The following is a 17,907-nucleotide window of genomic DNA, read 5'->3' on the forward strand; positions in this document are numbered from 1 at the left end:
CCCTCACCCTCCGGAGCCCTGAGCGGCGGCCCCGGCGGCGTGCGGGTCCGGTCCCGCGCCGCCGCCGGACCCGGTGTCCGGTGCGCCGGACGCGGCATTCGGTGCGCCGGCCCCGGCGGCGTGCGGGTCCGGGGCGATGTGCTGGGTCCCGATGCGCTTGCGGAACACCCAGTACGTCCAGCCCTGGTAGAGCAGCACCAGGGGCGTGGCGACGGCCGCGCACCACGTCATGATCGTCAGTGTGTAGGGGCTGGAGGCGGAACCCGCGACGGTCAGGCTCCACGCCGGATCGAGCGAGGAGGGCATGACGTCGGGGAAGAGGACGAGGAACAGCATCACCACGGTGGCGACGACGGTGACGCCGGAGAAGGCGAAGGCCCAGCCCTCGCGCCCGCGCCCGTTCGCCGCCAGCGCGGCGAGCAGCCCGGCCACGGCCAGGGCCAGGGCGGCCAGCGACGCGGTGCCGCCGCCGTCCGCCTGCGTCCAGCCGAGGAAGACGACGGCGAGCGCCGCCGTCCCCGTGCCCAGCGCGGCGGCGAGCCGCCGGGCCCGGGTCCGGATGTCGCCGACGGTCTTCAGCGCGGTGAACACGGCCCCGTGGAAGGTGAACAGGGTGAGCGTGACGGCGCCGCCGAGCAGCGCGTACGGGGTGAGCAGGTCGAGGACGGTGCCCGCGTACTCCTTGTCCGGGCCGATCGGGACGCCGCGCACGATGTTGGCGAAGGCGACGCCCCACAGGAAGGCGGGCAGCAGCGAGCACCAGAAGATCGCGTGCTCCCAGTTGCGCTGCCACCGCTCCTCGGGCCGCTTGGCGCGGTACTCGAAGGCGACGCCCCGGACGATCAGGCTGAGCAGGATGGCCAGCAGCGGCAGGTAGAACCCGGAGAAGAGGGTCGCGTACCAGTCGGGGAAGGCGGCGAAGGTGGCGCCGCCGGCGGCCAGCAGCCACACCTCGTTGCCGTCCCAGACGGGCCCGATGGTGTTGATGAGCACCCGGCGTTCGCGCCGGTCGCGGGCGAGCGCCCTGGTGAGGACGCCGACGCCGAAGTCGAAGCCCTCCAGGAAGAAGTAGCCGGTCCACAGGACGGCGATGAGGACGAACCAGACGGTGGGAAGTTCCACGACACGCTCCTTGTCGGCGCCCGCGTCAGTACGAGAAGGCCATGGGCCGGTCGTCGGCGTCGCGCCCGGTGGCGGACCGACGGCCGTCCGCTCCGCCCGGGGGCCCGCCGATCCGGGTGGGCGGGTGGCGGTCGGCGTCGGTCAGTTCGGGCGGCCCGGCCTTGGCGTACTTGGCCAGCAGGCGGAACTCGATCACGGCGAGCGCCGCGTACAGCAGGGTGAAGACGGTCATGGACGCGATGACCTCGCCCTGGGAGACGCTGGGGGAGACGGCGGACGCGGTGGGCAGGACCCCGTAGACGGCCCAGGGCTGCCGCCCCATCTCGGTGAAGATCCAGCCCCAGCAGTTGGCCACGAGGGGGAAGGCCATCGTCCACAGGGCCGCCCGCCAGTACCAGCGGGTCGCCGCCGGGCCGAGTGGCCGGTCCGGGGTGAGCGCGAGCCGGGGCACCTCGTCCTCGCCGGTGCGCAGGGCGGGTGCCAGCCAGAGCCTGCGCCGGGTCAGGTACAGCCCGAGCGCGCCGAGGGCGAAGGACGTCATGCCGAAGCCGATCATCCAGCGGAAGCCCCAGTAGGCGACGGGGATGTTGGGCCGGTAGTCCCCGAGCCCGAGTTCCGCGTCGAACTGCCGCTTCAGGGCCTCGTTGGTGTCGTTGATGCCGGGGACGGGTGAGGTGAAGTCGTCGTGGGCGAGGAAGGACAGGAGGCCGGGGACCTCGACGGCGACGACGTTGTGGCCCTCGTCCACGTCCCCGTAGGCGAAGACGGAGAAGGGGGCCGGGGCCTCGGTGTCCCACAGCGCCTCCGCCGCGGCCATCTTCATCGGCTGCTGCTCGTACATGATCTTGGCGAGCCGGTCGCCGCTGACGGCGACGAGGAGCCCGGAGACCACCATCGTCACCAGGCCCAGGCGCAGGGAGGTACGCATGACCGTGACGTGGCGGCGGCGGACCAGGTGGTACGCGGCGATGCCGACCATGAACGCGGCGCCGGTGAGGAACGCCGCCGTGATGGTGTGGAAGAACTGGGCGACGGCGGTGTTCTGGGTGAGGACGTGCAGGAAGTCGGTGAGCTGCGCGCGTCCCGACTCCTCGTCCACGTGGTAGCCGACGGGGTGCTGCATCCAGGAGTTGGCGGCCAGGATGAAGTACGCGGACAGGATCGTTCCGGCGGCCACCATCCAGATGCAGGCCAGGTGGACGCGTTTCGGCAGCTTGTCCCAGCCGAAGATCCACAGCCCGACGAAGGTGGACTCGAAGAAGAAGGCGATGAGCGCTTCGAAGGCGAGCGGGGCGCCGAAGACGTCACCGACGAAGCGGGAGTAGTCCGACCAGTTCATGCCGAACTGGAACTCCTGGAGGATGCCCGTGACGACGCCCAGAGCGATATTGATCAGGAACAGCTTGCCCCAGAACTTGGTGGCCCTGAGGTACTTGTCCTTGGCGGTCCTGACCCAGGCGGTCTGGAGGCCCGCGACGAGCGAGGCCAGCGAGATCGTCAGGGGGACGAAGAGGAAGTGGTAGACGGTCGTGATGCCGAACTGCCAGCGCGCCAGGGTCTCCGGCGCCAGAGCGAGGTCCACGTGCACGTCGCTGTCTCCTTCGGGTCGCCGCGGGCCTGGTGGTCCGCGCGGCTGCTGCCCGTCGCGTCCGGATCTCCCTTTCCGGCCTCTCCTGGACATGGCGGGGTGTACTACTCGGAGGGATCGTGAGCGCACGAAGGCATACCAAGCGGACGCGCTCGTGAATGCGTTCACAATCACAAGCATTATGTCGTACCGGTTCGGGTGCATTACGGGGGGGGTGCCCCTTCCCGCCGGGCACGGCGGGCACGGCTCGCCCGCCGGCACAGCGGGCACGGCGGACGCCCGCCCGGGGCAGCGGGCACGGCCAGCCGCCCTGAACGGCGGCCCTGGACGGCGGGCGCCCGGCCCGGGGCGGCCGGCCGGGCGCCGTCGGCTCACCTGCCCTTGCGGAACTCCGCCGCCACCCGCAGGAAGCGGTCGTTGGCCTCCACCTCACCGATCGTGACCCGCGCACCCTCACCGGCGAAGGGCCGCACCACCACGCCAGCCTCCTCGGCCGCCTCCGCGAAGTCCGCCGTCCGCTCGCCCAGGCGCAGCCACACGAAGTTGGCCTGCGAGTCGGGCAGCGTCCAGCCCTGCGCCGCCAGCTCCCCGGCGACGCGGCCGCGCTCGGCGACCAGCGCCGCCACCCGCTCCAGCAGCGCCGGCTCGTTGCCCAGCGACGCCACCGCCGCGTCCTGGGCGATCTGGCTCACCCCGAACGGCACGGCCGTCTTGCGCAGCGCCGCCGCCACCGGCTCGTGCGCCACGGCGAACCCGACCCGCAGTCCGGCCAGGCCGTACGCCTTGGAGAACGTCCGCAGCACGCAGACGTTCGGACGGTCGCGGTACAGCTCGATGCCGTCCGGGACCTCCTCGTCACGGACGAACTCCCGGTACGCCTCGTCCAGCACCACCAGGACGTCCGCGGGCACCCGGTCGAGGAAGCGCTCCAGCTCCGCGCGGCGGATCGCGGCGCCGGTCGGGTTGTTCGGGTTGCAGACGAAGACGAGCCGGGTCCGCTCGGTGACCGCCGCGGCCATCGCGTCGAGGTCGTGCTCCTCCGCGTCGGTCAGGGGCACCCGCACCGAGGTGGCGCCGGACACCTGCGTGATGATCGGATACGCCTCGAAGGAGCGCCAGGCGTACACGACCTCGTCGCCCGGTCCCGCCGTCGCCTGGAGCAGTTGCTGGGCGACGCCCACCGAGCCGGTGCCCGTCGCCACGTGCGCCACCGGCACGCCGAACCGCTCGGCGAGCGCCGCCGTCAGCCCGGCGCACGCCATGTCGGGGTAGCGGTTGAACCCACCGGCCGCGGCGACGGCCGACTCCAGCACGCCGGGCAGCGGCGGGTAGGGGTTCTCGTTGGAGGACAGCTTGTAGGACACCGCGCCGGCGGCGGACGCGGCTCCGGGCCTGCCCGGCCGGTACGTCGGGATGCCGTCCAGTGCCGCGCGCAGCCTGGGCGTCTTGTCAGTCATCGCAGTCCTCCTCGACAGCCTCGGCGGGGCTCCCGGGTCCGGTCGGCCCGCCATTGCTGCACACCATAAGAGGAATGGGTGACGGGCACAGCGGCCGTGCGGACCGCGTCCGCGGGATGCGCCCGGCGGCGGCGGTACGGCGGCAGGGGCGCGGGCCCGTCCTCATGCGCCCGTGGCGGACGCCGTGGCGCGCGTCCCTCGTGAGAATGAGTTGAGACCTCTTCGCAACCTCCGCAGAACCGTGGGCCCGGGAGGTCAGTTCGGGCCATCAAAGGGCGTCCATTCACTCAACTAGCGGCCATTCCAAGGTAGTTGAGGCTAAAGGATCATGCAGAAACGTATCGCCTGCACCACCCGGGTACGCCCACGCGGGTGACCCCTCTCAGCCCTACTATCGGCTCGCCATGACAGCAGCAGGGAAGCACCAGGTGAGCCGCACCAACGGCCGCCGGCTGGGGCGGGCGGGTATCCGGGACGTCGCCGCCGCGGCCGGAGTGTCCATCACGACCGTCTCCGACGCACTCAACGGCAAGGGCCGTCTGCCCGACGCCACCCGACGCCACGTCCGCGAGGTGGCCGACCGGCTCGGCTACCGCCCCTCCGCCGCCGCCCGCACCCTGCGCACCGGGAAATCCGGGCTCATCGGGCTCACCGTCACGACCTACGGCGAAGAACCGTTCACCTTCACCGAGTTCGCCTACTTCGCGGACATGGTCCGCGCCGCCACCTCCGCCGCGCTGGCGCGCGGCTACGCCCTCGTCATCCTGCCCGCGCCGGCCCGGCACAACGCCTACGACGTCTGGTCCAGCGTGGCCCTGGACGGCACCGTCGTCATCGATCCCTCCGACCACGACCCGGTCGTCGACGAACTCGTCCGGCAGGGCATCCCCGTCGTCTCCGACGGGCGGCCCGGCGCCGCCCTGCCCGTCACCGCGTGGGTCGACAACGACCACGAGGCCGCCGTGACGGGCCTGCTCGACCACCTCGCCGAGTCCGGCGCCCGGCGCATCGGCCTCCTCACCGGCACCAGCACCGACACGTACACCCGGCTCTCCACCAGGGCCTACCTCCAGTGGTGCGAGCGCGTCGGCCAGACGCCCGTCTACGAGGCGTACCCGGCCCACGACCCCTGTGCGGGCGCCGTCGCCGCCGACCGGCTCCTCGCCCGGCCCGACCGGCCCGACGCCGTCTACGGCCTCTTCGACCCCAACGGCACCGACCTGCTCGCCGCCGCCCGCCGCTACGGGCTGCGGGTGCCCGAGGACCTGCTGCTGGTGTGCTGCAGCGAGTCCACCGTGTACGCCAGCACCGAGCCGCCCATCACGACGCTCTCCCTGAAACCCGGCCGCATCGGGACGGCCGTCATCCAGCTCCTCATCGACGCCATCGAGGGCGTCGGCCACGACCGGCCCGTGCAGCAGGTGATGCCCACCGAGCTGATCGTGCGCGTCTCCTCCCAGCGCCGCACCCCGCGCGGCACCGTCCACCCGCCGCGCCGCGGCTCCGCGGGCTGACCGCAGCCCCGCCGCGGCCCCGGCGCCACCCCCGCAGCCGTTCCCGGCACCCGCCTCCGCCTTCTTTCAGGTGGTCGGCGAGGTGCCGCACGGCGGGCATTTCAGGAGGTAAGCCCACGCGCGGGCGATCCGGCGGCGATTGCCACCCCCCAGGTGCGTCGCGTGCCCCCATCCGCGTTCCTATGATGGGGCGCACGGCACCGGGCCGGCCTCCGACCAGGAAAGCCCGTGAACCACGGTCCGGCAGGTGCACAGCTGCGCGCAACGGTGGAGGGGTCGATGACTCAGGGGGCCGGTCAGGGACCCGACATGTGGCAGCCGACGAGCGCGGCGAGCCCGCCCGGCATGAGCCTGCCGGGCGCTCCCCGCCTCGCGCAGCCGCCGCAGGCACCGCAGACGCCCGCCGACGAGGGCGTCCCCGACGACGGCTACACCCCCACCCAGCGGGACCTCCCCGTCATCGGTGCGGGCGCCGCCACGCCCACCCCCACCCTCCTCGACATCCCGGCCCCGGGTGCCGAGGCCGAGGGGCCCTTCGGACCGCTGTACGTCGTCGGTGACGTGCACGGCTACCTCGACGAGCTGCGCAGCGCCCTGCACTCCGCCGGTCTGACGGACGCCGAGGGCCACTGGGCGGCCGGGAACGCCCGCCTGTGGTTCCTCGGCGACTTCACCGACCGGGGGCCCGACGGCGTCGGCGTCATCGACCTCGTCATGCAGCTCTCCGCCGAGGCCGCCGCCGCCGGCGGTTACTGCAAGGCGCTCATGGGCAACCACGAGCTGCTGATCATCGGCGCCAGGCGGTTCGGGGACACCCCCGTCGACTCCGGCGCAGGCACGGCCTCCTTCCAGGCCGCCTGGCTGCTCAACGGCGGGCAGCGCGGCGACATGGAGCGGCTCCAGGAGCACCACCTCCAGTGGATGTCCCGCCTGGACGCCATGACCCTGGCCGACGACCACCTGCTGCTGCACTCCGACACCACCGCGTACCTGGACTACGGCGACACCATCCCCGCCGTCAACGACGCGGTCCGGCAGGCGCTGGAACGGCGCGACGCGGACGAGACGTGGGACCTGTTCCGCAAGTTCACCAAGCGCTTCGCCTTCCGCGACGAGGGCGGGCCGCAGACGGCCCGCGACCTGCTGGACACCTACGGCGGCAGCCGCGTCGTCCACGGCCACAGCCCGATCCCGTACCTCCTCGGGGAGTCCGCCCCGGCGGAGGACGGGGGCGGCGCCGACGCCGGTCCGCAGGTGACCGGTCCGCACGTCTACGCGGACCGGCTCGCCATCGCCATGGACGGCGGCGTGACCATGGCCGGAAAGCTCCTGGTGAGCCGCCTTCCACTGGCCGGCTGACCACGGCTTCCGGGTCCGCCCGCTTGACCGGGCCCTGCGCGGGCACGGTACGCACAGCGGACCGTGGGCGATTTTCGGAAACCCCCTGTCAGCCCGTGCCGGTTGCGCTCTACCATCAAGGCCCTTCCATCCGCCCGGCAGTCGGCCGCCCACGGCCCTTCGGAGCATCGGGGGATGCACATGAACAGCGCTCCGCACCTGCGGCCCGAAGACCGTCCGGAGTTCGAGCGGGTCCTCGACGACGCACTGCGCACCGCACCCGGCAGGCCCGGCTTCGACGGCCTCGGACAGCGCCTGAGCGCCGAGGAACTGCGGGCCATGGCGCTCGCCGCCGCCGCGGCGATCGCGGCCTGCGCCGCCGCCGAGTACCGGCACCTCACGGCCGTGCGCGAGGAACTGCGCCGCGCCTCCGCCTCCGCAGGCCCCGCGGGGGAAGCGGACGGCGGGGAATCCCCCGGCCCTGGGCAGCCCGGGAGCAGCGGGGCCCCGGGCACGTCCAAGGGAGCCGGGCTCCTCGCCACGCTGTCCGTCCTCACCCCGGTCCTCGCCGGGGCCGCCGCCGTCATCTTCCTGGCCGTCGGCTACCTCCTGACCGGTCTGTCCCCCGATCTCGCGATCGGCCGGCCGATGCGCAACGTGGGCTGGGCCTTCGCCGGACTGGCCGCCGCCGGGCTGCTCGCGGCGAGCGTCAGCCTCGTGCTCACCGCGCTGCGCAACTCGGCGGTGCCGCCGCGCCCGGGCACCCCGCCCGGCACGGCGGCCCTCGGCGAGGAGCTGGCCCGCGCCCGCGCCGCCTGGCGCCGGGCCCTCCTGGAGCGGGGCTTCCTGCCCTTCCTCCGCGAAGCCCTCGCCGGCCAGGGCGGCCCCCGCCCGGGGCGGGCCTCCCCCACCCCGCGCCTGGGCTACTCCCATCCGGGGTTCACCAGCCCGGCCGCCACGCCCGAAGAGGCCCGTACCCCGCCCCGCTACTCCAGTCCGGACTTCACGGGCCCCGGCCACGCGCCGGAGTGACGGACGGCCACACCGGAGGGTGCGGCGGCGTTCCCGCGCACGGCGTTCCCGCGCACGGCGTTCCCGCGCACGGTGTCCGGCCGTCGGCGCCGTCGGACGACCGGGCCCGGAGCCACGAGGTGCGTCGCGGCTCCGGGCCCGGTCCGGCCCGGCTCGCCACCGACAGCGGCGGGCCGGGCAGCGGCGGCGGCCGCCGGTCAGTCGGCCAGCGGCAGGTACACGCGGTTGCCGGAGGCGGCGAACTCCTTGGACTTCTCCGCCATCCCCGCGACGGCGGCGCGCTCCTCGTCACTGGCGGAGTCCATGGAGTCGCCGAAGTCCTCCATGATCGTCCGGCTGATCTTCATCGAACAGAACTTCGGCCCGCACATCGAGCAGAAGTGCGCCGTCTTCGCGGGTTCGGCCGGCAGCGTCTCGTCGTGGAACGCGCGGGCCGTGTCCGGGTCGAGCGCCAGGTTGAACTGGTCCTCCCAGCGGAACTCGAACCGCGCGTCGGACAGCGCGTCGTCCCACTCCTGCACCCCGGGGTGGCCCTTCGCCAGGTCGGCGGCGTGCGCGGCGATCTTGTACGTGATCACGCCCGTCTTGACGTCGTCCCGGTTGGGCAGGCCGAGGTGCTCCTTCGGCGTGACGTAGCAGAGCATCGCCGTGCCCCACCAGCCGATCATCGCGGCGCCGATGCCGGAGGTGATGTGGTCGTACCCCGGGGCGACGTCCGTGGTGAGCGGGCCGAGGGTGTAGAACGGCGCCTCCTCGCAGATCTCCTGCTGGAGGTCGATGTTCTCCTTGATCTTGTGCATCGGAACGTGGCCAGGGCCTTCGATCATCGTCTGCACGTCGTGCGACTTGGCCAGCGCGTTCAGCTCGCCGAGCGTGCGCAGCTCCGCGAACTGGGCCTCGTCGTTGGCGTCGGCGACGGAACCGGGGCGCAGCCCGTCACCGAGCGAGAAGGTGATGTCGTAGGCCCGCAGGATCTCGCACAGCTCCTCGAAGTGCGTGTAGAGGAAGCTCTCCCGGTGGTGGGCCAGGCACCACGCGGCCATGATGGAGCCGCCGCGCGAGACGATGCCGGTCTTGCGGCGGGCGGTCAGCGGCACGTAGCGCAGCAGCACTCCGGCGTGGACGGTCATGTAGTCCACGCCCTGCTCGGCCTGCTCGATGACGGTGTCCCGGTAGACCTCCCAGCTCAGCTCCTCGGCCTGGCCGTCCACCTTCTCCAGGGCCTGGTAGAGGGGGACGGTGCCGATCGGGACGGGCGAGTTGCGCAGCACCCACTCGCGGGTGGTGTGGATGTTGCGCCCGGTGGAGAGGTCCATGACGGTGTCGGCGCCCCAGCGGGTCGCCCACGTCATCTTCTCCACCTCCTCCTCGATGGAGGAGGTGACGGCGGAGTTGCCGATGTTGGCGTTGACCTTCACCAGGAAGTTCTTGCCGATGATCATCGGCTCGGTCTCCGGGTGGTTGACGTTGGCCGGGAGGACCGCCCGGCCCGCCGCGATCTCGTCGCGCACGAACGCGGGGGCGCGGTTCTCCCGGACGGCGACGTACTCCATCTCCGGGGTGATCTCGCCGCGCCGCGCGTACGCGAGCTGGGTGACGGCCACCCCCTCGCGGGCGCGCCGGGGCTGGCGCGGCCGTCCGGGGAAGACGGCGTCCAGGTTGCGCAGCCCGCCGCGCGGCGCGGTGTGCTTGAGGCCGTCGTCCTCGGGGCGCGGTGCGCGGCCCGCGTACTCCGCGGTGTCCCCCCGGCTGATGATCCAGTTCTCCCGCAGCGGCGCCAGGCCGCGGCGGACGTCGGTGTCGATGGCGGGATCGGTGTACGGACCCGAGGTGTCGTACAGCGTCACGTCCTTGCCGTTGGTGAGGTGTACCCGCCGCACTCCCACCCGGACGTCCGGGCGTGAACCGCTGACGTACCCCTTGTGCCAGCCGACGCGCTCCGGGGCGGACGTGTCCGTCCCACCCGCTTCGTCCGACTCGTCGGCGCGCGTGCGTGCATCCTGCGTGGCCATGAGACCCACTCCCTACGCCGGCATTACCCGGTAACAGGTTCGGCGGTCGACGCAGCTTTCCCGTATGTCCTGATACGGACGTCAGCGCCCTCTCAGCCCCGTGCTCGGAGCTCCCGCGATGTGCAAAAGCACGCTCACGCTAGCGGTTCGCCGCTCCGCCGCGCCAGGGGCCCTTGCGATGATCGGTTCGTGACCGATTCCACCAGCCCCCAGCCCCGTCACGACGACCACGCCGGGCACCCCGGACACCACGGCCATCACCACGGGCCCGCCGCGCCGGTCTCCCGTCACCTGCGCAGGGTCATCGCCGCGGTGCTGATCCCGTTCGCCACCGCCGTGGTCGCGGGGCTCGTCCTCCTGTGGCCCGGCGGCGCGCCCGAGCACGAGGACGGCCGGAGCGGGGTCGGCTTCGACCGCCAGATGGAGTCGGCCCGGGTGGTGTCGTCGGAGGAGGTGGACTGCGAACAGGTCGGCGCGGCACAGCAGCCGCCCCAGCAGAACGGCGACCCGTCGGGCGGCGACCCGGCCACCGGGACCCCGCCGGGGGACGCAGCCGCCGCGGGCACCGCGTGCCGGCTGCTGACCGTCGAGGTGTCCTCGGGGCCGCACAGCGGGCGCAGGTTCACCGAGGTGCTGACCCCCGACGCCACCCGGCGGCCCGACGCGGGACAGGACGTCGTGGTGGCCTACGCCCCGCAGGCCCCCGAGGAGCTGCAGTACAGCATCGTGGACATCGACCGCGACGTGCCCATGCTGCTGCTCGCCGCGTTCTTCGCCCTGGTGGTGGTGGCCGTGGGCCGGATGCGCGGGCTGCTGGCGCTGGTGGGACTCGTGGTGACGTTCGGGGTGCTGACGCTGTTCATCCTGCCCGCGATACTCCAGGGCTCCAACCCCCTGCTCGTGGCGGTGATCGGCGGAAGCGCCGTCATGCTGGTGACGCTCTACCTGTGCCACGGGTTCACCGCCAGGACGTCGGTCGCGGTGCTCGGCACGCTGGTGTCGCTCATGCTGATCGGGCTGCTGGGTTCGCTGTTCATCGACTGGGCCGACCTGTCCGGCAACACCGACGACCAGACGTCGCTGGTGCACAGCCTCTACCCGGGCATCGAGGTGCGCGGCCTGCTGCTGGCCGGGGTGCTGATCGGTTCGCTCGGCGTGCTCGACGACGTCACGGTCACCCAGACGTCCGCCGTCTGGGAGCTGAAGCAGGCCGATCCGACCGCGAGCCGGCGCCGCGTCTACGGGGCGGCGATGCGCATCGGGCGCGACCACATCGCCTCGGTGGTCAACACGCTGGTGCTGGCGTACGCGGGCGCGGCGCTGCCGCTGCTGCTGCTGTTCTCGGTCGCCGAGGCGAGCGTGGGCACGGTGGCCACCAGCGATCTGGTGGCCGAGGAGATCGTGCGCACGCTGGTCGGCTCGATCGGGCTGGTGGCGTCGGTCCCGGTGACGACGGGGCTGGCGGCGCTCGTCGCCTCGGCGGGGCTGGGCCGGGACGAGCCCACCGGGCGGGGCCGCAGGCGCCGGGCACGCTGACGTCCGCGCGGGCGGCCCGGGTGCCCGTGGTGCCACGGCGCGTCCGGGGCCGCGGCGTCACGGCCGTCGCGCGTCACCGGACGGCCGGGCTCCCCGGCGTCACGCCGTCGCGCGGCACGGGCACGCACGCGCGTCACAGGCGCCCGGCGAGGAGGCGGTCCAGTTCGGCGTCGAAGTCCGCGCAGGCCGGTTCCTGACCGAGCGGGACGATGCGGTCGGTGCGGTCCAGGAAGGCCACCAGCGGCGGCGCGCTGACCCGCAGGAGGGCACCCGCGTCACCGACCTGGAGCCGGATGAGCAGGTCGGAGAGCGACTCGGCGGAGACGGGGGTGATCCGCACGTCGCCCTCTCCGGCGGGGCGGCTCACCCCGTCCACCAGCAGTTCGCGGCCGAAGACCCAGTGCACCGGCTCGTCCCCGGGCAGCGCGAAGGCGCAGCGGACCGCGTAGGGGTCCGACGCCTCGTACACCAGCTCCACCGGAATCCGGAAGGACAGCTCCTCCGAGGCCAGGAAGCTCATCATGACCTGCGCCTGAACCCTGCCGCTCATCTAGTGCCCCCGGCGTCTCGTGTCCGGCGTCGGCCGGCTGCGGTGAACCTCGCTGTGGACTGCGGGGACACCTGTCCCCGGGGGCATCGTTCACCAAGATCGAGATGTTCCACAACGCGACCGGTTCAAAGTCACCCGATTGACAACGGAGTTGGTGAAAACGCTCACTCCACCGGGCCGGGGGAGCCGGGCCGGGGGCCCGGGGGCGGGATCACCAACCGCCGCCGGAGGAGCCCGAGGAGGACAGGAACTTCCGGGCGAGGAAGACGAGCACCGCGACGATCGCGGCGAACAGCAGCACGTTGAACAGCACGCTCACCACCGCCGTCAGCACCCAGACGACCACCCTGAACAGGATCAGCGCCACCACGATGATCCCGGCCCACTTCACCCATGTCGGCAGTCCCGCGAGGGTTTCCTTCGTACTCATGCCCGTCCCTGCTTCCCGTCTCGTCCCGGCGCCGCACCGCGCGGCTTGGCCACCCGGCTGGTCACTCGGCGCACTCGTCACACCCGATGCTAGGCACTGTGCCCGGGGCACCGGCAGCCCAGCCGCCCCCGGATGTCCCTGACCGCACCCCTAGGGGCGCGGTGACGGCCCCGGCGGGCGGCCCGCGGTCAGCCCTCCGGCGGCGCGAATACCACCATGACCCGCAGGTCCTCGCTGATGTGGTGGAACTTGTGCGGCACGCCCGCCGGCACGTAGACGACGCTGCCGCGCGCCACCTGTGTCGTCTCCTCGCCCACCGTGAGGGCCGCGCGTCCGCTGACGACGAAGTAGACCTCGTCCTGGCGGTGCGGCTGCTGCGGGTCCTGACCGCCCCGGTCGAGCGCGTACAGGCCGACCGACATGTGCCGCTCGCGCAGGAACTGCAAGTACGCGCCGTCGTTGGCGACACGCTCCGCTTCCAGGTCCTCCAGCCGGAACGCCTTCATCTGAGCTGACCCCTCGCCGTTTCGCCGGATGTTTCTGGGAGACCATCCCCAGCATGACGTCAATCCTGATCAAAACCGTGGCCAACGCGGTCGCCCTCGCCGTCACCGTGTGGCTCCTCGGCGACATCACCCTGACCGGTGACAGCACCGGCAGCAAGACGATCACGCTGATCGTGGTCGCCCTGATCTTCGGCCTGGTGAACCTCGTGGTCAAGCCGGTCGCGAAGCTGCTGTCCTTCCCCGTGCTGATCCTGACGCTCGGCCTGTTCATGCTGGTGATCAACGCGCTGATGCTGCTGATCACCTCCTGGCTCGCCGACGGCCTCGACATCCCCTTCCACGTGGAGGGCTTCGGCACGGCCCTGCTCGGCGGACTCATCATCGCCGTCGTCTCGTGGGCCGTCGAGATGGTGCTGCCCGACCGCGACTGAGCCGGGACCATCACCGATGATGGGGGCATGCCCACACCGCACGAGCCCCCGTCCCCGTCCGTCCCGTACCGCGGGTGCCCGCCCAGGCCGCTCACCCACGCCGGAAAGGAGCCGGTGAGCCGGTGACCGGGGACGGAACACGCGCCGTACGGGCCGGACTGCCGCCCGAGGAGCCCTACACGCCACCGCTGCCGGGCCCCGTCTTCGCCGCCCACTACCACCTGCCCGGTGAGGTGACCGACGCGCCCTACGCCTACGGCCGGGACGCCAACCCGACCTGGACGGCGCTGGAGCGGGCCGTGTCCGAACTGGAGGACCCGCACGGCGACGCCCGCACCGTCGCCTTCGCCTCCGGCATGGCCGCCATCTCCGCCGTCCTGCTGTCCCGGACGCGCCCCGGCGACGTCGTCGTCCTGCCCGGCGACGGCTACAACCTCCTGAACCGCCTGCACGGGCGGCTGGAGACGCAGGGCGCCCGGGTGCGCACCGTCCCCACCGGGGGCCGCGAGCAGACCGACGCGCTGAAGGGCGCGGCGCTGCTCTGGCTGGAGACACCGTCCAACCCGGGGCTCGACGTGTGCGACATCCGCGCCCTGGCCGACGCCGCGCACCGCGAGGGCGCGCTCGTCGCCGTCGACAACACCCTCGCCACCCCGCTCGGGCAGCGGCCGCTGGAGCTGGGCGCCGACGTGTCGGTGGCCAGCGGCACCAAGGCGCTCACCGGCCACGGCGACCTGCTGCTCGGCTACGTCACCACCCGGGACGCGGCCGTGGCCGACGCCGTGCGCGACTGGCGCAAGCTCGTCGGTGCCGTTCCCGGCCCGATGGAGGCGTGGCTCGCGCACCGCAGCCTCGCCACGCTCCAGCTCCGCGTCGACCGGCAGGCGGCCACCGCGCTCGCGGTCGCCGGGGCCCTGCGGGAGCGCCCGGAGGTGAGCGGGGTGCGCCACCCCGGGCTGCCCGGGGACCCGGCGCACGACCTGGCCGCCCGCCAGATGCGCCGCTTCGGCTGCGTGGTGTCGTTCACGCTGCCGGACCGGGCGTTCGCCGAACGGTTCCTGGCCGCTCTGGACCTGGTCCACGACGCGACGAGCTTCGGCGGCGTGCGGAGCACCGCCGAGCGGCGCGGGCGCTGGGGCGGCGACGCGGTGCCCGAGGGCTTCGTACGCCTGTCGGTGGGCGTGGAGGACACCGACGACCTGGTGGCCGACCTGCTCCGTGCCCTCGACGCGGCGGGACGCGGTTAGGGCGCGCCCCGGCAGGGCGAGGTTTGGCCCGGGGCGGTGCGCGGCAGACCACTGGCATGGCTCCCGACCGCCCCGGCCGCCCGGAACGCCCCGTGGTCAAGCGCACCGCGCGGGCGATCCTGCTCGACGGTGACGCGCTGATCGTCATCAAGCGCACCAAGCCCGGCCGGGCCCCCTACTGGATCACGCCAGGCGGCGGTGTGGAACCGGAGGACGGGAGCGTCGTCGCCGCGCTCCACCGCGAGCTGGACGAGGAGCTGGGCGCGAAGGTCACCGACGTGGTACCCGCCTTCGTCGACACCGTCCCCGAGGACGCCGCGGAGGGCGCGGACGGTGGCGGCGGCGCGGGGGAGGGGGTCAAGGTGCAGCACTTCTTCGCCTGCCGGCTCGCCTCGATGGACCTCAGCCTGCGCCACGGCCCCGAGGTGGACGAGCCCTGCGGCGAGTACGACGTCGTCCGCCTGCCCTTCACCCGGGCCGGGCTCGCCTCGGTCGAGGTTGTCCCGGAGACGCTGCGGACGTACCTGAGCCGCAACATCGAGGGCGTACGGGCGCTGCTGGAGCCCGACTTCGGCTGACGGGCGGCGGCAGGCGGGCGTCAGCCGAACCAGCCCTGGAACTCCGACTCGGTGTCCCGGCTCCGGGCCTGCGCCTCGGCGAGCACCCGCTCGGCCTCCTCGCGCCACGCCGTCGCCGAGGGCACCCGGGCCGGCAGCAGCTCGTGCCGCGCCACGGGCACCGGCACCCGTCCGGGCCTCCCGGGCCGCTCCGCGGCCGGCTCGGCCGCCACGCCCGGCTCGGCCGTCCCGACCGGCTCCGGGCTCACGGGCTCGGGAGACGCGGGCTCCGGGCTCACAGGCTCCGGACGCACCGGTTCCGGACGTGCCGGTTCCAGACGTGCCGGTTCTAGACGTGCCGGTTCCGGACGTGCCGGTTCCGGGCTCGCGGGCTTCGGGAGGGGAGCGGGCGCGGCACCGCGTCCGGTGCGGTCCCTGGCGGCGCCGAAGAAGTCACCGCCCTTGCGCTTGTGGTCGTCCGTCCCCCACTCCCGCGCCGTGCGCTTCGGGGCGTACTGGAGATGCGGTATGTGCTTGGCGCAGTGGATGTACGCCTCCTCCACCGTCACCCGCACCCACAGCTCGGGACGCCGACCCGGCACGGCGTCCTCGGGCAGGTCCGGGTGCTCGGCGCGGATCTCCGCGTCCTCCAGGATCTCGGCGGAGCCGTTGACGTGCAGTCCGATCCTCGCCCGTACGAAATCGACCAGCAGAATGCCCAGGTGGGGATTCTCCCGGATATTCCCGAGGCTGGCGTGCACACCATTGCCCCGGTACTCGGGAAAAGCCAGCGTCCGCTCGTCGAGTACCCGCAGGAATCCCCGGGGCCCGGCCCGGAAGGTGCTGTCGCATTCCCCCGAGCCGTCCGAGGTCGCCAGGAAGAACATCTCCTGCTGCGCCACGAAGTCGCGCATCCGGTCGTTCAGCCGGTCCAGCATCTGCTCGTCGTAGAACCGGTCGGCGCGCGCGGTGGAGCCGAGCCTCTCCTGGATCGCGTGCTCACCGGGGCCGCCCGGCCGGGTACCGTCCCGCCGCCCCACGTCTCCTGTTTCCAAGGGTCAGTCTCCCGCTGCCTGTGCCACCAGTTCGTGCAGAGAATCGTGCCGTATGCGGTGCGTCGGTATCCCGACGCCCACCAGGGCGTCCACGCCGCTGCGGATCATGCCGGGCGGACCGGACACGAACCCGTCGTACGCGCTCCACCGCCCCGCGCCGCGCACCGCGTCGGGCAGGCGCCCGGCGAGCCCCGCGGCCCGCACCGGGCAGCCGTCGGCCACGACCGGGCGCACCGAGAGCCAGGGGAGCCGGGACTCCAGGCGCAGCATGGTCTCCAGGTCGTAGAGGTCGTGGTCGCTGCGGGCCCCGTAGAAGACCTCCACCGGCCGGGCCCGGCCGTGCTCGGCGACGTCCTCGACCAGTGCCTTGATCGGTGCGATGCCGGTGCCGCCGCCCAGGCACAGCAGCCCGTTGTCCGTGCGGTGGTCGACGGTCATCGACCCGGCGGGCGGCCCGAGCCGCAGCACGTCGCCGGGCCGGGCGCGGCGCACCAGGGCGCCGGAGACCCAGCCGGCCGGGACCGCTTTCACGTGGAAGGACAGCAGCCCGTCCGAGCGCGGCGCCGAGGCGAAGGAGTAGTGCCGCCACACCCGCGGCCACCAGGGCGTCTCCAGGGTCGTGTACTGGCCCGCCAGGAAGGGGTAGGGCTGGTCGGGCCGCACGGTGATCACCGCGATGTCGTCGGTGCGCGCCTCGTGCGCGACGATCTCGGCGTCCCACCAGGCCGGCGCGTGCTCCTCGTCCTCGGCGGCGGCATCGATCATGATCTGCGAGATCACGGTGTAGGCACGCACCCAGGCGGCCTCCGTCTGCGGGGACCAGCTCGCGGTCGCGTACCGGCTGAGGGTGCCGATCAGGCACTCGCCCACGGCCGGGTAGTGCTCGGGCCGGGTGCCGTACTTGCGGTGGCCGCGGCCGAGCGCGGAGAGGTAGTCGGTCAGCACGTCGACGTCCTCGACGTGCTGGGACGCGGTGAGCAGCGCCTTGAACAGCCGGTCCCGCTGGGCGTCCATCGCGGTGGGGAAGAGGTCGCGCAGCTCGGGGTGGCGCACGAAGAGCAGGGCGTAGAAGTAGGAGGTGACCGCGTCGGCGGCGGGCTCGATCTCCGCCATGGTGCGGCGGATGAGCGCGGCGTCGGCGGTGGGCGGCGCGGCCCCGGCGGCGTGCGGTGCCGGTGCGCGGCCCGGGGCCGCGGCGGGCGGTGTGGCCGCGGCCGGAGCGGCGGCGGACGGTGTGGCGGGCGGTGTGCCGTGCGGCACGGCGGACGGTCCGGACCCGGCGGCCCTGCGGGGCGAGAACCACCCCCAGTCACCATCGCTGCCGGGGTCGGAGCCGGGTATCCCGTTGGCCGACATGGTGGTCATGGTGTGCCTCGTCCTTTATGTCTTCCGGTCGGTGCGCACTTCCGGTGAACGAAATGTGAAGCGTCTTCTTTCCCTCTTCTTGTGCGGTCATGCACACCGCACATTCTCTGGGCAGGGGCGACGTCCGGCCGAGCATTGCGGCGCGATGCGGACTCGACCATACCGTT

General features: G+C 73.1%; 16 protein-coding genes. 7 read left to right on the forward strand and 9 right to left on the reverse strand.

The genetic code is table 11. The annotated features are described in order from the left end of the window. Positions 1-3: 3 nt before the first annotated feature. From cydB to hisC, 3 genes are all read right to left on the reverse strand, one after another. On the reverse strand, positions 4-1,122 hold the full coding sequence (gene cydB, locus V1J52_RS17585; protein ID WP_330140795.1) for a cytochrome d ubiquinol oxidase subunit II: 1,119 nt from the start codon (positions 1,120-1,122) through the stop codon (positions 4-6). Positions 1,123-1,147: 25 nt separating this feature from the next. Further along, positions 1,148-2,704: a cytochrome ubiquinol oxidase subunit I gene (locus tag V1J52_RS17590; RefSeq protein WP_330141004.1), complete on the reverse strand. Its 1,557-nt coding sequence runs from the start codon at positions 2,702-2,704 to the stop codon at positions 1,148-1,150. Positions 2,705-3,081: 377 nt separating this feature from the next. Next, positions 3,082-4,167: a histidinol-phosphate transaminase gene (gene hisC, locus V1J52_RS17595; protein WP_330140796.1), complete on the reverse strand. Its 1,086-nt coding sequence runs from the start codon at positions 4,165-4,167 to the stop codon at positions 3,082-3,084. A gap of 404 nt (positions 4,168-4,571) precedes the next feature. On the opposite strand from hisC, the gene V1J52_RS17600 reads away from it, so the two are divergent. The 3 genes from V1J52_RS17600 to V1J52_RS17610 all read left to right on the forward strand — a co-directional run bounded on the left by V1J52_RS17600 (position 4,572) and on the right by V1J52_RS17610 (position 8,051). Next, entirely contained in the window at positions 4,572-5,681 is a 1,110-nt protein-coding gene (locus tag V1J52_RS17600) for a LacI family DNA-binding transcriptional regulator (protein ID WP_330140797.1), read from the forward strand. 279 nt (positions 5,682-5,960) lie between these two features. Then, the gene (locus tag V1J52_RS17605) at positions 5,961-7,040 is read left to right on the forward strand and encodes a metallophosphoesterase (protein ID WP_330140798.1); all 1,080 of its coding nucleotides are present in this window, start codon (positions 5,961-5,963) and stop codon (positions 7,038-7,040) included. A gap of 174 nt (positions 7,041-7,214) precedes the next feature. Next, complete coding sequence (locus V1J52_RS17610; RefSeq protein ID WP_330140799.1) at positions 7,215-8,051, forward strand: hypothetical protein; 837 nt, start codon at positions 7,215-7,217, stop codon at positions 8,049-8,051. A gap of 197 nt (positions 8,052-8,248) precedes the next feature. Here V1J52_RS17610 and thiC read toward each other — a convergent pair whose 3' ends face one another. Beyond that, positions 8,249-10,063 (reverse strand): phosphomethylpyrimidine synthase ThiC, encoded by a 1,815-nt coding sequence (gene thiC, locus V1J52_RS17615; RefSeq protein ID WP_330140800.1) that lies wholly within the window; start codon positions 10,061-10,063, stop codon positions 8,249-8,251. Between the two features lie 189 nt (positions 10,064-10,252). Between thiC and V1J52_RS17620 the strand changes: the two genes are divergently transcribed. Continuing rightward, positions 10,253-11,599 carry a YibE/F family protein gene (locus V1J52_RS17620; RefSeq protein ID WP_330140801.1) on the forward strand — a complete coding sequence of 449 codons (1,347 nt, stop codon included), beginning with the start codon at positions 10,253-10,255 and terminating at the stop codon, positions 11,597-11,599. 133 nt (positions 11,600-11,732) lie between these two features. Here V1J52_RS17620 and V1J52_RS17625 read toward each other — a convergent pair whose 3' ends face one another. The 3 genes from V1J52_RS17625 to V1J52_RS17635 form a co-directional block, all read right to left on the reverse strand. After that, the gene (locus V1J52_RS17625; RefSeq protein ID WP_330140802.1) at positions 11,733-12,149 is read right to left on the reverse strand and encodes an SsgA family sporulation/cell division regulator; all 417 of its coding nucleotides are present in this window, start codon (positions 12,147-12,149) and stop codon (positions 11,733-11,735) included. 211 nt (positions 12,150-12,360) lie between these two features. After that, on the reverse strand, positions 12,361-12,579 hold the full coding sequence (locus V1J52_RS17630) for a DUF5326 family protein (protein WP_330140803.1): 219 nt from the start codon (positions 12,577-12,579) through the stop codon (positions 12,361-12,363). A 188-nt stretch (positions 12,580-12,767) separates the two neighbouring features. Next, complete coding sequence (locus tag V1J52_RS17635; protein ID WP_330140804.1) at positions 12,768-13,085, reverse strand: cupin domain-containing protein; 318 nt, start codon at positions 13,083-13,085, stop codon at positions 12,768-12,770. A gap of 53 nt (positions 13,086-13,138) precedes the next feature. Here V1J52_RS17635 and V1J52_RS17640 point away from each other — a divergent pair, with 53 nt between their 5' ends. The 3 genes from V1J52_RS17640 to V1J52_RS17650 all read left to right on the forward strand — a co-directional run bounded on the left by V1J52_RS17640 (position 13,139) and on the right by V1J52_RS17650 (position 15,341). Continuing rightward, positions 13,139-13,516: a phage holin family protein gene (locus V1J52_RS17640; protein ID WP_330140805.1), complete on the forward strand. Its 378-nt coding sequence runs from the start codon at positions 13,139-13,141 to the stop codon at positions 13,514-13,516. A 122-nt stretch (positions 13,517-13,638) separates the two neighbouring features. Next, positions 13,639-14,763, forward strand: a complete 1,125-nt coding sequence (locus V1J52_RS17645; RefSeq protein WP_330140806.1) for a cystathionine gamma-lyase — start codon at positions 13,639-13,641, stop codon at positions 14,761-14,763. A 56-nt stretch (positions 14,764-14,819) separates the two neighbouring features. Beyond that, positions 14,820-15,341: an NUDIX domain-containing protein gene (locus tag V1J52_RS17650; RefSeq protein ID WP_330140807.1), complete on the forward strand. Its 522-nt coding sequence runs from the start codon at positions 14,820-14,822 to the stop codon at positions 15,339-15,341. Positions 15,342-15,361: 20 nt separating this feature from the next. Here V1J52_RS17650 and V1J52_RS17655 read toward each other — a convergent pair whose 3' ends face one another. Together V1J52_RS17655 and V1J52_RS17660 are read right to left on the reverse strand one after the other, a co-directional pair. Beyond that, the gene (locus tag V1J52_RS17655; protein WP_330140808.1) at positions 15,362-16,375 is read right to left on the reverse strand and encodes a pyridoxamine 5'-phosphate oxidase family protein; all 1,014 of its coding nucleotides are present in this window, start codon (positions 16,373-16,375) and stop codon (positions 15,362-15,364) included. Between the two features lie 3 nt (positions 16,376-16,378). Next, positions 16,379-17,740 (reverse strand): globin domain-containing protein, encoded by a 1,362-nt coding sequence (locus tag V1J52_RS17660; protein WP_330140809.1) that lies wholly within the window; start codon positions 17,738-17,740, stop codon positions 16,379-16,381. Between the last annotated feature and the right edge of the window lie 167 nt (positions 17,741-17,907).

It is taken from the genome of Streptomyces solitudinis (genome assembly GCF_036323765.1).
Classification (GTDB): Bacteria; Actinomycetota; Actinomycetes; order Streptomycetales; family Streptomycetaceae; genus Streptomyces.